The sequence below is a fragment of the Flavobacterium sp. genome (assembly GCF_046155325.1).
In the GTDB taxonomy this organism is placed as follows: Bacteria; Bacteroidota; Bacteroidia; order Flavobacteriales; family Flavobacteriaceae; genus Flavobacterium.
On record NZ_JBJXDQ010000091.1, the window covers coordinates 15,933 to 29,448 of the forward strand.

Sequence of the window (13,516 nt, forward strand, 5' to 3'; positions counted from 1 at the left end):
AACACTATTTCTTCTCTTTCATTTTTTCGGTTGAGACTTTATCCCCCGAATTCAATTCTTTTGAGACTGTTGTGTAAGGTCCCGTGATGACAACATCCCCTATTTTTAGTCCTGAAATGATTTCAATATTGGTATCATCTTGAATACCTGTTTTTATGATTCGGATTTTAGCTTTCTCCCCTACTTTAACAAAAACACATTCTATTTTTTTGTCATTTTTGGGAGCTTTATTCTGTTCTTCCTCTTTGTATAATTCGTCAATGTTAGTTTCTTTAACTGCTGTAGTGTCTGATTTTATGACCACCGAACTTATAGGCACTGCCAATACATTACTTTTTGTTTTGGTAATGATATCAACTGTAGCTGTCATACCTGGTCTAAAAGGAGAATAGGTATCTGGCTTTCCTTCCAACAAATCTAGATAAGATTCTTTAAGAATTCTAACTTTCACTTTAAAATTAGTAACCTGATCTGCAGTCAGTTCGGCACTGGCAGAGTTAGAAATACTGGTCACAATACCTTTAAACTGTTTTTTTAAATAGGCATCGACCTCAACTTTGGCTAAATCACCAACTTTAATTTTCACAATGTCATTTTCGTTTACATCGACTTCTACCTCCATATTATTCAGGTTAGCGACACGCAGAATTTCAGTTCCTGTCATTTGTTGGGTTCCTAAAACACGTTCTCCTAGTTCTACGTTCAGCATTGAAATCGTTCCGTCGGCAGGGGAGTAAATAGTAGTTCTTCCTAAATTGTCTTTAGCTTCATTTACCGTTGCAGAGGCACTTTGCACCGTATAATAAGCGGTTTGTTTGTTGGCATTGGCTACAGCAAAAGAAGCTACTGCTTTGTCCCAATCTGATTTTGAAATTATTCCTTTCTCGAATAAGGTTTTGCTCCTATCATAGTTGGCTTGGGCTTCGTTAAAGGAAGCCTTTGCTTGGCTCAAACCTGCTTTAGAACCAGATAAGTTAGAAAGAGAACGATTGTATCCCGAGGTGTATAAATCAGGGTTGATTTTAACTAATAAATCTCCTTTTTTGACTACTTGTCCTTCTTTTACATTCAGCATAATAATTTCTCCCGATACTTCCGATGAAATTTTCACTTCAATCTCTGGTTGAATTTTTCCAGTTGCCGAAACGGTTTCTACTACTGTAGTCGTTTTGACTTGAGTGATTTCAATGAATTTTCCTTTAGTAGCATTGCCAATAATTCCTTTTTTCGAAAGTACTACTAAGACTATAATACTTAAAATGACTGCTCCAATTAGGAGATAAATAGTTTTTTTTGACATCTTATTCTAGTTTTTTACGATTGGTATTCCAAAATAGAATTCTAGTATTTTTAGTTTAAAAATAGAATCGTATTTCGTTCTAATAACTTCAGACTTTGCATTAGACAATACCGTTTGAGCTTGATTAAAATCGAAAGAATTCATCATGCCAACAGCATATTTTTCGGAAGCATAATGATAGGCTTCTTGTCGAGCTTCGAGAACCACAATTGCCGATTCATAAGTATTCAAAGCCCCTTTTGCGTCTGTGAAAGCCGTATATACATTTCGTTCTAAATCTAATTCTTGTTGCTGAACAGCAATTTTTGATTTTTCTAAACTTATTTTAGAACGGGCCACATTATTTTTTACCGAAAAACCATTAAAAATTGGAATGGTCAGTTGGGCTCCAAAAGTTTGTCCTTTGTTATCACTGAATTGGTTAAAAAAAGCGTTAGGCCCTTTGGTTCCTATAATGTTACCTTCAGAATCAAATGAAAAACCATCCGCATCTGAAACTCTTGAACTAAAATTATAAAAACCTACCAAACTCGGTTGAAAAGCCCCTTTAGCAATAGCCACATTTTTTTCGGCTAGTGCTAGATTAGTTTTGGCTATTTTTAGTTCCGTTCTGTTTTCCTTAGCTTTTTCGTAAATAACGTTGGGTGTTTGATTCAAGATGTTGTTTTCATCTTTTGGACTAGTATCATCGGCAACATCAAAATCATAAAAGTCATTCAACTGTAGCAATTGAGCCAAACTCAATTTTGAAATCAACAACACATTTTCGGCAGTGATAACATTCTGATTATTGGTGGCAACGGTGGCTTTTACATCCAATAAATCACCTTTTGGCAAGGAACCTGCTTTAACCAATTCTTCCGAACGAAGTAATTGTTTCTCATTCAGTGCCAATTGTTCTTGCTGTACTTTTAGATTTTCTTTATTAAAGAGTACTTGCAAAAAAGCATTCGCTACATTGAGCGCAATATCTTCTTTCATTTTCACTACTTGATACTGAGCTGCAATAATCGAAAGATTCGCTTTCCGGACTGTATTTTGGTTTTGCAATCCTTTATAAATATCGATGCCTACAGAAGCGCCAGCGGATGTAAACTGAGTAGTTTGATTACGCAATAATCCTGTAGTAATATCTTGATTTAAACCAATATTCCAAGAATGGGAAGCATTGGCATTGAAAGTGGGTAAGAAATTTCCTTTTGCGTCTTTTTTATCAATAGCCATGCTTTTTGCATCCAACTCAGTTTCCTTAACCGAGATATTATTAGCAATGGCATAACGGACACATTCTTCTAATGTCCATTTTTTGGTTTGTGCTTGAATAGAAAAACTACAAACTAAAACAAGAAATGAAAATAATTTTTTGTACATATTAGCTAACTTAATTCCGTTTTAATGGCTATGCAAATTTACTTTATTATATTAAAATATTATACTATAAACACAACACTTTATGTCCAAAACCCAATAGATAAAACATTAGACTTTTTAAATTGAATTTTGTTACAAAAAACATTTTTGTTTTACTAATTTAGCTGTTTTAATACACCCTTACATGTCTATATTTAAAAATATATTTACATTTTTTTTGATTTTTTTGTTTTTATTAAGTTGCACCAGCTCACAAAAAATTGCCACTTTAAAACCTGATCCAGATGACGCAACCCCTTTGGTATATGAATCTATCCCCTCTTTCATAAATTTACCTATAAGTGTAAAACTAAAAGATGTCGAACATCAAACCAATGCACTCTTAAATGGTTTGATTTATGAAGACAACAACATTGAAGATGACAATATTGAAATGAAAATCTGGAAACTAGCGCCAATAACAATCGAAAACAATCCCGAAAATTCGAATGGAAGCATTAAAACGGTTCTTCCTTTAAAAGCGATTATCAGCTATCGAATTGGCACCAAAACATTAGGGGTATCCTTATATAAAACCAAGGAATTTAATTTGAATGGAAAAGTGACTCTAGTGAGTGATGTAAGCTTATCCAACTGGAAATTGAGTACTAAAACGCAACTCAAATCCCTAGACTGGAATGAAAGTCCCACAACAACTATTCTCGGAAAAAGCGTTCCCGTTACCTACTTGATGAATCCCACTATCAAAATTTTTAGGTCTAAAATAGAAAAAAGTATAGATGCTGCTATTGACAAATCAATGGATTTTAAACCTAATGTTTTATTGGCTATAGAAAAAATATGCACACCATTTTTGATGAATGAAGCCTATGAAAGTTGGTTGCAAGTTAATCCGATTGAAATCTATTCTACCAATGCCAAACTCAAAAACGATACTTTTTTGATGGAAATGGGCATGAAATGCACCATGGGAACTTGGATAGGAAAACAACCCCAATCCAAATACGATTCCTCGAAAATAGTCCTAAAACCAGTAACAAAAATCCCAAATCAAATTTCGGCTAATGTTACTGCAGTATCAACTTATGCAGAGGCCTCAAAAATAATGACCAAGAATTTTGCCGGACAGGAATATGGCTCAGGCAACAAAAAAATAAGGGTACAAAATGTATCCATCTGGCACAAAAATGACAAAATGGTTATTGCTTTGGATGTTTTAGGAAGCGTAAATGGAACAATTTACTTAACCGGATTTCCGCAATACAATACGCAAACCAAAGAATTGTATTTTGACAAACTCGATTATGCCTTGGACACCAAGAATAAATTAATAAGAACCGCAAATTGGCTAGCGCAAGGATTAATTTTAAGAAAAATTCAAGAAAGCTGTCGCTATTCCATAATTCCAAATATAGAAGAAGGCAAGAAAAGCATGATGAAATATCTACAAAATTATTCTCCTATGTCTGGTGTTTTTGTTAACGGAAAAATAGAGAATGTGGAATTTCAAAAAATTCAATTGACAAATAATGCCATTATTGCCTTTGTCAAAATAAATGGTGCTATCAATGTTGCTGTGGATGGCTTGAAGTGATTTTAGATATTTTTAATCTGCCTTATTCTTTTTCTTTCTATACATTCTATAAACAGCATAGCCTATTAAGCCAACAAGAAAATATGGAATAACCATAAGATAAACGATACCATCATTTACAGCTTCTGCTTTGGCTTTATTGCCTTCGCTTGTTAAAGCGGCGCGACACATGGCGCATTGAGCATAGGATGAAATTCCAAAAAACAAAAAACAGATTCCAAAAAGGTAGACTTGGAATTTGGAATCTGAAATCTGAAATCTGAAATCTGAAATCTCTTTAATTAACATAATAAGGCGAAATCATAAGATAAACAACAACTCCAGTTACGGCAACATATAGCCAAATTGGAAAGGTGATTTTGGCTATTTTTTTATGCTTATCAAATCTTGCGGCTAGGGCACGAACATAGGTTATCAAAACTAGTGGGATAGTAGCTACAGATAGCAAAATATGAGTTAAAAGAACAAAATAATATACATATTTTAAAACTCCTGTTCCTCCATAAATTGTAGAATCTGTTGTCATATGGTAGGCAATATAAAGCACTAAAAAAACTAAGGAACACGCAATAGCACATTTCATCAAATTTTCGTGTAACTGTCTTTTTCCATTTTTTATAGCTAATACTGCCGAAATTAGTAACACTGCAGTAATCCCATTTATAGTGGCATAAATGGGAGGTAAAATTGGCAAAGGCGAAGCATCAAAACCTAAATCTTTCAATTTTACTTTAAAAAGTACAGCTACGGCTACGGGGATGAGTATAGATAAAATAAGTATCCATTTATTGTATTTAGTTTCTATTGAATTCTTTTCCATTATTATTCTTTTAATAAAATTGATATATCTTGTTGAATGTCCCAAACGCCTTGTTTATCTAGACCATCGTAATATAAAATTGGGTTTCCGAATTTATCTCTTCGGCATCGAATAGTTCCATTTTTATCTACTAATGCAAAAAGTCCTGAATGTTCAAAACCTCCGTTAACCTTACTGTTTTCTCCAGCATAAATGTTAAATCCTTTGTTCGACAAATTTAAGATATTGTTTTTGTCTCCCGTTAAAAAATTCCAATTTGAGGATTTTACGCCCAATAACTCCCTATGCGACTGCAATACTTTAGCAGTGTCATGTTCTGGATCTATGGTTATTGAAACGATTCCGAAATTAGGATTGCCAAAGAATTTATTTTCAATCGACAACATGCTCAAATTCATTTTTGGACAAATAGAAGGGCAGGTTGAAAAGAAAAATTCCAAAACATACACTTTCCCTTTATAGGTTTGATTCGAAATTTTTATATTGTCTTGATTCATGAGTTCAAATTTTGGAACTGGTCCAATCTTAACTAAACTATTATTTGCCTGAGCAATATTGGATACTTTATCTAATCGGTCACCTTTTACAATTTCATCGTTTTGAATCCTATCAATTATTTTTGGCACAGCATATATTCCAAAAATTAATATAATAAAAGAAATTCCGATATAGGATTTGTTTTTAAGCATTAGAAAAAAATTATAGTTGTTTGGTTGCATTGTGATTTTTCTTAAGAGAAGCCCTATATTCGTAGAGGATAACTTTGAAATCATCTAGCATTTCATTGCTCAAATCTGCAGGTTTAGCCGTATCGTAGCCTTCTTTATAATCTTTCTTTTCTTTACGACCTCTAAGATTCCTTTCTTTATCCAAAATATAAACATCAGGAGTTCCTAAATCTGCGTTTAATACTCCAACTAAATTCAATTGGTTATAAAATGTAGTAATTTCATTTGGTGAGGCAAAAACAAAATGCCATTGGGATATATCAGTAAAAGCTCCTAAGGACTCCAAAACGATTTTAGTTTCTTTTTCAGTTCCAACAGGGCAAATCATCACAAATTGTAAATCCTTGAATTCATGATATCTTTGGTAAATTTTTTGATTTAAGTTGAATAAATTTCCTCTATTTTTTAATATATCAAAACCTGAAAATCCAAGAATCGTAATTTTATTATTCAATGATACTCTTTCATTATTCAATGATTCCCATTTACCAAAATCAGGGACTTTGTTAGTAATAATCGGCAATTTTGTATAACTGTTTATTCCAGATGCAAAAAAAAGATAGGCCACAATAGGTAAAATAAAAAGAACAAAAAGAACGATATTTTTTTTCATGATTGTGACCAAAATAAGGATATACAAAAATAAAAAAAGGCATACGCCGCGGCGGATACCTTTTTTATGGATTAATATTTTGTTAAAAATTCCATTTAATGGTGGAATTCTTAAATACCTCAAACACATAATCTGCTTCGGTTAAAAGAATGAAAAGCAAATAAATAATTAAGAAAATCACAGGAATAACTACTGCATTTCTTAACGTAGATGTTTCTCCTTCCATGTGCATAAATGCCCAAACAATATAATAAGCCTTTACAAGTGTTAAGATAATAAACAACCAATTTAATAGATTTAAACTCAAAAAACTATTTAAGTGCAAAGCTTCAGGTTTTAGAATTCCGAAAAAAACCTCAACTATTGTTATTATAGATAAAATTCCGAAAACTGTCCAAATTCTTTTTGTATTCGATACGTGCTCGTGTGACATAATGATAACTTTTAGTAAATTAAACTAGATAGAAAACTGTAAATACAAATACCCAAACTAAATCAACAAAGTGCCAATAAAGCCCTACTTTTTCTACCATTTCATAACTCTTTCTCTTTTCGTAAGTTCCTAATAAAACATTAAAAAAGATAATAATATTAATTATAACACCTGAAAAAACGTGAAATCCGTGAAAACCAGTAATAAAGAAAAAGAAATCAGCAAATAATTTACTTCCATACTCGTTTCTAACTAAGTTAGCTCCTTCAACTACTAGACTTGCTTCTGCTAAACGTGTTTCAGAATCTTTTCTAGATAAAATAGTTTTTTTCTTTTCAGCATTAATATGCTCTGTTCTAATCAATAATTCTGGATGTGCTTTGAAACCTTCTTGAATCTCTGCAACTGAATAAGTTGGTAAAGTTTCTTCTTCCATAAACCATCTTCCTTTGCTTCTTGTTAATTGCTCACGTTCTTCGGATAATGTGGCTGCAAAATCTGCTAAAGCCACACGATGCCCTTCTGCATCAACAAACTGTAGTAAACTTCCACCTTTTGTTTCGATTGCTCCATATTCGCCTTTAATAAAGTTTTTCCACTCCCAAGCTTGTGAACCAACGAATATCAATCCTCCAATAATCGTTAAAAACATATAAATAACGACACTGTTTTTCTTCATTTGATGTCCAGCATCAACAGCCAAAACCATTGTTACAGATGAAAAAATCAAAATAAAAGTCATAAATGCCACATAATACATTGGCGCCGAAACCCCATGCATAAATGGAAAGTGCGTAAAAACTTCGTCAGCCAAAGGCCATGTTTCTATAAATTTAAATCTTGAAAAACCATAAGCGGCCAAAAATCCAGAAAATGTTAAAGCATCTGATACGATAAAAAACCACATCATCAATTTGCCATAACTTGCTCCCATTGGTTCATTGGCGCCTCCCCAAGTTTGATGTCCACTATTTGCAGTAGTAACTGTTCCCATAAAAGTTATTCGTTAAAAAGTTCACAAATTTACAATTTTTTCTTATTTAAAGAAATATAAAAATAAAAACAAATACACCCACAATAAATCAAGAAAGTGCCAGTAAATCACACCTAGCTCAATTCCAATGGTTTGAGTTGAATTGTATTTTTGTTTAAAATGATTATAAATAATAATTAAAAGCGAAATTATCCCGCCAGCTAAGTGCAACAAGTGTACTAGAGTAACAATATACAGAAAAGTTGTAGTAATGGAACTTTCTGATCCTGTAAAATAATACCCGTTAGCAACTACTTGTCCAAATCCTACAAATTGTAATATAATAAACAAAATGCCTAGTGCCAATGTTGACAAAAGAAAAGTAGTTGTCGCCTTTTGGTTGTCTTTTTGAATAGCTTTTTTAGCTAGATGAAAAGTAATACTACAACCAATAATCGCAGCTGTACTAAAATAAAATGCTACAGGCAATTGAAAATCTTTCAACCAGTCTGCTCTAGATTTACTCACTATAAAAGCACTTGTTAATCCAGCAAACATCATTGTCATGCTTATCATGGCAAATAACAAAAGTAATTTATAAGACCTATCGGATCTGGACTTATATTCTTGAGGTGTCATTGTAGCTTCCATTTTTATCTTAAAAATTTGTCAAATATATAAATTAATTGCAAAAGGGTAATATAAGAAACGCTCACTAGCATCAAAGTTCTGGCTGATTTTGCCGTTTTTAATTGATACAAACGAATAGCGTAAAAAAGAATCCAAAGTCCTAATAAAAAAACCAATACTGCGGCGATTTTCGATAACAATAATTGTCCTGTAAAACCCAAAACTGGCAAAAGCGAAGCGATAATAAGCCAAACGGTGTACAAAATAATTTGTAATGCTGTTCCCTTGTCTTTTTTGCCCGTTGGTAACATAAAGAACCCTGCTTTTTCATAATCTTCGTATAAAAACCATCCGATAGCCCAAAAATGAGGGAATTGCCAAAAAAACTGAATCAAGAATAAAGTTCCTGCTTCGATACCAAAATTACCAGTTGCAGCAACCCAGCCCAACATAAACGGAATGGCTCCTGGAAATGCACCCACAAAAACCGACAATGAAGTCATTGTTTTTAGCGGTGTATAGATACTAGTGTATAAAAAAATCGAAATCGCTGCAAACATTGCGGTTTTTGCATTGATGGTATACAACAAAGCAATTCCTAATAGTGTCAAAAAACTGGCAATACTCAATGCTGCATTGGTCGACATCCTTCCTGCAGGAACGGGACGATTTTTAGTTCGATCCATCAAGGCATCCAAATCTTTTTCGATGACTTGATTGTAAGCATTTGATGCTCCTACCATACAATAGCCGCCAATACTCAATTTCAATAGAACCACCCAACTAAACGGATTAGCCTCATCGAACCCTAATAAATAGCCCGCAATTGACGAAAATAAGACGCTGACAGCTAAGCCTGCCTTAGTGATTGCCTTGAAATCAGTAAAAATAGACTTTACAGAAAATGTGTTTGAAGTTGTGCTCAATGCTAAACTGGAATTTCTTTAATTCTTTTGCAAAAGTAGTTTATCAAAAAGGATTTGACAAAAAACAACTCATAAAATTAATAATCAAAATACCAATTAAACACATCGGAGCGAATTCCTAAAGAAAACCAAGTTGTGCTTTCTTTGAAAGTGGTCAATGTATTTTGTGAAGGGTCGAAATTTCTATAAATAAAACTACCAAAGAGTTTTAAATTGGTAGCTGGATTGATTAAATATCCAGCTTGTAAATCGGTGATAAAAACAGTAGTTTTGTTTCCTTGACCTACCGTTACACCCGAATCGGCAAAGCGATCGAGTACGTAATCACGATAAATGTTTCCTCCATAATTGGATTTAACGCCAGAATCAGCAAAATCCAAACCACGCACTCCAGAGGTCAGTTTAAAATCGGCAAAATAACGCCTTTTATTGTAGCGAGCAATAAAAATGAACTCTTTGAAATTGGCTCCCCATTGATGACCCAAACCTTGATTGTTGTGTCCATAATTGGTAATGGCGTCGCTGTGCGAATACACATAAGGGCGCACCTGATTGTATTCTAATTGAAGCAACAAATTATCGACATGGAAAGCATTATAGTATTTCATACCTAACTGATAGCCAAACTTGTTTTTCCAACTTTTTTCTCCCGCCTGAATATCGCCAACCGAAAATTCGTCTAAAAGAAACTGTGCGTAAAAGTTGAGTTGGTTGTTCCATTTGTATTTGGCTGTCATTCCCAACATGGCATTTCCAGTTCTTGACGACGATGCAAATTCGACAGAGCGATAAAAAATAATAGGATTGGCAAAACTCATATCAAATCCTCTATTATCGTTGTTTGACCAAATTACTGATTCAAAAAATCCGAGATTTACCTTGTTCGAAACATTCCAACTTAAATAATGATGGGCTATATATTTCTTAGCATAAGTTCGAGACGGTGGGTCTTGCGGTTGCACATCTTTGAGCCAAGTATAAGTGTTAGTATACTTAATTTTCCAAAACTTGGTATTGATTTTAAAATATGGATACGGACTGGCACCATCGCTTACTAACAGAGAACGGTAGCCATCTCCAATAAAATTTCGACCATAACCCAATTGTAAATCAAAAAATTCATTGGCTGAAAATGTCAAATTAGCTTCGGCTAATGGAAAATCATATGCTCCAGTTTTATAAGGTTTGGCTATGCCCATCCCTGGAATAATGGCAGGATTCCCTCCGTCTGGTTTGATTGATTCGGCATAACGATTGAAGTAATTTGCAAATCGTCCTTGACTTTCAAAAACAGTAGTGGTAAAATTAATATGTGTACCTAAACCGCCTCTGAAATTAATTCCTCGAGTATTAATAAATGTTTTTTCGTTTTTATTCCCGTTGGCATTCCCTCCTTGCATATCTAGTATTGGATTTAGGGTAAACCAATACCCATCACCTTGAATTTCGACCAGACTTTCATTCCAAAGTTTCCTTGTCCACCAACCCGAAGTTTTCTTTTTTATTTTTTCGTATTCGGATGCTAGATCATAATATTTAGAGACCTCAGCATAGGCATAAGGCTTTGAACCGGTATGATTATTGAAACCTACTTGGTTTATTGCAGCATCAAATTGGGAATAATAACTATGAGAAAAAGGAATGTTTAAATGACTTTGAAACTGAGGACTTTTAAATTTGTTATAAATAATAGCATCTAATTCCGTTAAGGTTGGTTTATCCTTTTTTTCAATTGAAGCGGTAGCTTTTATTTCTGGTGCCGTTTTTTGTGGATCTTTAAGAGGAATAGAAATAACAACCGTAAATCTTGAATAAGTTGGATTTCCATTATATGCTGAAGGCTCTATTTTTGGGAAATTATTGAAAATTGTTTGTGTTTCTTGAATTAGACTTTCCTCTTCGGAACTAGCATAAATCATCTTAAACTCCCCTTTTTTATTAACTTCAAAAAGGACTTTAATTTCACCTTTAAAGTTATTCTGTTTTAGGTTTTCTGGAACTTGAAAATTTTGAAAAATGAGAAGCTGAACTTCATTGAAAAAACAATTTTCAAGAGCTGTTTCTTTGAAACTTGCACAATTAGGAAAAACCGGAAAATGCTCAGGGGAAAAAGCAGGAGAATTTATGTCTTGGGCAAAATTAAATACGGTATAAAAAAACAAAAACAAAGTAAGTAACGCTTTTTTCATATATGTGAATTTAATTATTTACAATTCCTTTACCAAAATTAAATTTTGATTCTAATTATATTTCCATAAAAATAAAAAATAAAAATAGATGCTAGTGACGCTCCTGATATATTTGCAAAAACATCGACCACATCAGCATGTCTTGAAGTGGTTAAAATTTCTTGAAGAATTTCGATGCCAATACCAAAAAACATTGAAAAGACTACTGAAATCAATAAGAATTTAGTCAATTTTAAACATTTAAGCTTTATATTGAAATACAAAAACCATAAAATAATAAAAACAAAATGGAAAAAACTGTGTACTAGTTTATCTATATTTGAAACACTCTTAAATGGCAAATCATTGCATTGAACCAAAGAAAAATAAACTATAATTCCTGTCCAAAAAACAGCAGCTCCAAAATAAAATTGTTTAAGCACCAATTAATTCTTTATAAGACTCGCTTGACAGTAAAGAATCAATCTCTTCACTATTTGAAATTTTAATTTTAATCATCCATCCAGCACCATAAGGATCTGAATTGACACTTTCTGGTGTGCTTTCTAATTTATCGTTAAATTCAATAATCTCACCCGACAGCGGTAAAAATAAATCAGATACTGTTTTTACAGCTTCGACGGTGCCAAATACTTCATCTTTTTCTAAAGTTTGATCTAAAGTCTCTACTTCAACATATACGATGTCACCTAACTCTTTTTGAGCAAAATGAGTGATTCCTACTGTGGCAATATCTCCTTCAAGACTAACCCATTCATGATCTTTGGTATATTTCAAATTGGCTGGTATGCTCATAATTATTCTGATTTTAGATTTTAAAATTGTCGTTACAAAAGTAACAATCTTCTACTAAACACTTTTAACAATTTTAAATTAATTTCCAAAATTATAACGAATGGTAAAACCAGAACGAATATTTGTTATGGGAAAAGTAGTTGAAATAACTGCTTTAGAAAACGAATGGTCATAATAAAAAATTGCTGTTAGATTTTTGCTAAATGAATAATCGGCTGTCAATTTTAAAGACCATAAATTTTGCCCTCCTGCTAATTGATTATTATCATAATCTAAATATCTTACAATAGTTTGATTATTTCGATACGAAAAATCAGCTCGCATATTAATATCACTTTTAATAACTCCTGTGGGATTATCTGCCAATCTTGATGAGAAAATTACATCTTTAAATCGATAACCAAGTCCCACGACATACTCAACACCCTTCACTTCGGTTAATAAATTATTGTCAAAACTCATCGATAAGGCTCTATCTCTTTTAATTTCGGTAAGCACTTTTAATGAATTTTTTAATTCAAAATCCAAACGAACCAACGGATTAAATTGTTCTACTAAATTGACATTAGACATGATGGTTTCGTTGAAATAATTTCCACTCGCATCAATTCCTGCTGGAGCTTTATCATATTCAAAATTAGATCTAAATTGATTAACAGTATACGAAGCCTTGTAACTATGCTGCAAAGAAAATCTTTTGAAAATATTTTTGAAAAATTCGTATCTCATTAAACCACCATATTTTATAGTCCAGTTTGGGATAGGAAAACTTCTAAATATTCCTGTAGAAACACTAGAAGCATCACCACCTGTATAAGCCGCTAATAAAGCAGGCAATAAAACCGCTTGATTATTTTTTCCGAAGCCAATTGGGTATCCATTATTAGATATAATATTTTTTCTATCTACATTATTAGGATTCGCAAGATCATCAATTGGTGCTCCGCTATTTTCTATAGGAAGTAAACTTGAATCATATCTTGAAAAAGAATTACCAAAACGTCCTTGTGCTAATCTATCTGCAACAACTAACCTATTAGACCTAAAATCATCAAAAGCGTCTGAATTATTAACATCACTATTTGAAAATGCCGAATTGATTAATACAGTAGAAATCGAGAAGTTTCCTGTGCTGTAAGGTGAT

The 13,516-nt window shown here is 32.8% G+C and carries 15 protein-coding genes; 1 reads left to right on the plus strand and 14 read right to left on the minus strand.

Going from position 1 to position 13,516, the window contains the following annotated elements; genetic code table 11:
* Nucleotides 1-4: 4 nt before the first annotated feature.
* Together ACKVOD_RS06165 and ACKVOD_RS06170 are read right to left on the minus strand one after the other, a co-directional pair.
* Entirely contained in the window at nt 5-1,300 is a 1,296-nt protein-coding gene (locus tag ACKVOD_RS06165) for an efflux RND transporter periplasmic adaptor subunit (protein WP_409208593.1), read from the minus strand.
* A 6-nt stretch (nt 1,301-1,306) separates the two neighbouring features.
* Nucleotides 1,307-2,671 (minus strand): TolC family protein, encoded by a 1,365-nt coding sequence (locus ACKVOD_RS06170; RefSeq protein ID WP_409208594.1) that lies wholly within the window; start codon nt 2,669-2,671, stop codon nt 1,307-1,309.
* Nucleotides 2,672-2,855: 184 nt separating this feature from the next.
* Between ACKVOD_RS06170 and ACKVOD_RS06175 the strand changes: the two genes are divergently transcribed.
* Complete coding sequence (locus tag ACKVOD_RS06175) at nt 2,856-4,265, plus strand: DUF4403 family protein (RefSeq protein WP_409208595.1); 1,410 nt, start codon at nt 2,856-2,858, stop codon at nt 4,263-4,265.
* Nucleotides 4,266-4,277: 12 nt separating this feature from the next.
* Here the strand turns inward: ACKVOD_RS06175 and ACKVOD_RS06180 are convergent, their stop codons facing one another.
* From ACKVOD_RS06180 to sprA, 12 genes are all read right to left on the minus strand, one after another.
* Nucleotides 4,278-4,553 carry a hypothetical protein gene (locus tag ACKVOD_RS06180; RefSeq protein WP_409208596.1) on the minus strand — a complete coding sequence of 92 codons (276 nt, stop codon included), beginning with the start codon at nt 4,551-4,553 and terminating at the stop codon, nt 4,278-4,280.
* Entirely contained in the window at nt 4,543-5,085 is a 543-nt protein-coding gene (locus tag ACKVOD_RS06185) for a DUF420 domain-containing protein (RefSeq protein WP_409208597.1), read from the minus strand. The genes ACKVOD_RS06180 and ACKVOD_RS06185 overlap by 11 nt, the downstream gene beginning before the upstream one ends.
* A 2-nt stretch (nt 5,086-5,087) precedes the next feature.
* Nucleotides 5,088-5,774 carry an SCO family protein gene (locus ACKVOD_RS06190; protein WP_409208598.1) on the minus strand — a complete coding sequence of 229 codons (687 nt, stop codon included), beginning with the start codon at nt 5,772-5,774 and terminating at the stop codon, nt 5,088-5,090.
* A gap of 10 nt (nt 5,775-5,784) precedes the next feature.
* On the minus strand, nt 5,785-6,426 hold the full coding sequence (locus tag ACKVOD_RS06195; RefSeq protein ID WP_409208599.1) for a hypothetical protein: 642 nt from the start codon (nt 6,424-6,426) through the stop codon (nt 5,785-5,787).
* 82 nt (nt 6,427-6,508) lie between these two features.
* Nucleotides 6,509-6,859: a cytochrome C oxidase subunit IV family protein gene (locus ACKVOD_RS06200; protein WP_409208600.1), complete on the minus strand. Its 351-nt coding sequence runs from the start codon at nt 6,857-6,859 to the stop codon at nt 6,509-6,511.
* A gap of 19 nt (nt 6,860-6,878) precedes the next feature.
* Nucleotides 6,879-7,853 carry a cytochrome c oxidase subunit 3 gene (locus ACKVOD_RS06205; protein ID WP_409208601.1) on the minus strand — a complete coding sequence of 325 codons (975 nt, stop codon included), beginning with the start codon at nt 7,851-7,853 and terminating at the stop codon, nt 6,879-6,881.
* A gap of 42 nt (nt 7,854-7,895) precedes the next feature.
* On the minus strand, nt 7,896-8,483 hold the full coding sequence (locus ACKVOD_RS06210) for a heme-copper oxidase subunit III (protein WP_409208602.1): 588 nt from the start codon (nt 8,481-8,483) through the stop codon (nt 7,896-7,898).
* 2 nt (nt 8,484-8,485) lie between these two features.
* On the minus strand, nt 8,486-9,388 hold the full coding sequence (gene cyoE / locus ACKVOD_RS06215; protein ID WP_409208603.1) for a heme o synthase: 903 nt from the start codon (nt 9,386-9,388) through the stop codon (nt 8,486-8,488).
* Between the two features lie 77 nt (nt 9,389-9,465).
* Nucleotides 9,466-11,577 (minus strand): gliding motility protein RemB, encoded by a 2,112-nt coding sequence (locus tag ACKVOD_RS06220; RefSeq protein ID WP_409208604.1) that lies wholly within the window; start codon nt 11,575-11,577, stop codon nt 9,466-9,468.
* 38 nt (nt 11,578-11,615) lie between these two features.
* A complete protein-coding gene (locus ACKVOD_RS06225) occupies nt 11,616-11,999 on the minus strand; it encodes a VanZ family protein (RefSeq protein WP_409208605.1) in 384 nt (127 codons plus the stop codon).
* Complete coding sequence (gene gcvH / locus ACKVOD_RS06230; RefSeq protein WP_409208606.1) at nt 11,992-12,372, minus strand: glycine cleavage system protein GcvH; 381 nt, start codon at nt 12,370-12,372, stop codon at nt 11,992-11,994. Before gcvH ends, ACKVOD_RS06225 begins: the two co-directional genes overlap by 8 nt.
* Nucleotides 12,373-12,450: 78 nt before the next feature.
* The coding region (gene sprA / locus ACKVOD_RS06235; RefSeq protein WP_409208607.1) for a cell surface protein SprA at nt 12,451-13,516 on the minus strand (1,066 nt) is incomplete at its 5' end.

Bases quoted from the DNA above. Each gene is read 5' to 3' on its own strand.
- ACKVOD_RS06165 (WP_409208593.1), bottom strand. From the start codon at position 1,300: ATGTCAAAAAAAACTATTTATCTCCTAATTGGAGCAGTCATTTTAAGT.
- ACKVOD_RS06170 (WP_409208594.1), bottom strand. From the start codon at position 2,671: ATGTACAAAAAATTATTTTCATTTCTTGTTTTAGTTTGTAGTTTTTCT.
- ACKVOD_RS06175 (WP_409208595.1), top strand. From the start codon at position 2,856: ATGTCTATATTTAAAAATATATTTACATTTTTTTTGATTTTTTTGTTT.
- ACKVOD_RS06180 (WP_409208596.1), bottom strand. From the start codon at position 4,553: ATGTTAATTAAAGAGATTTCAGATTTCAGATTTCAGATTTCAGATTCC.
- ACKVOD_RS06185 (WP_409208597.1), bottom strand. From the start codon at position 5,085: ATGGAAAAGAATTCAATAGAAACTAAATACAATAAATGGATACTTATT.
- ACKVOD_RS06190 (WP_409208598.1), bottom strand. From the start codon at position 5,774: ATGCTTAAAAACAAATCCTATATCGGAATTTCTTTTATTATATTAATT.
- ACKVOD_RS06195 (WP_409208599.1), bottom strand. From the start codon at position 6,426: ATGAAAAAAAATATCGTTCTTTTTGTTCTTTTTATTTTACCTATTGTG.
- ACKVOD_RS06200 (WP_409208600.1), bottom strand. From the start codon at position 6,859: ATGTCACACGAGCACGTATCGAATACAAAAAGAATTTGGACAGTTTTC.
- ACKVOD_RS06205 (WP_409208601.1), bottom strand. From the start codon at position 7,853: ATGGGAACAGTTACTACTGCAAATAGTGGACATCAAACTTGGGGAGGC.
- ACKVOD_RS06210 (WP_409208602.1), bottom strand. From the start codon at position 8,483: ATGGAAGCTACAATGACACCTCAAGAATATAAGTCCAGATCCGATAGG.
- ACKVOD_RS06220 (WP_409208604.1), bottom strand. From the start codon at position 11,577: ATGAAAAAAGCGTTACTTACTTTGTTTTTGTTTTTTTATACCGTATTT.
- gcvH (WP_409208606.1), bottom strand. From the start codon at position 12,372: ATGAGCATACCAGCCAATTTGAAATATACCAAAGATCATGAATGGGTT.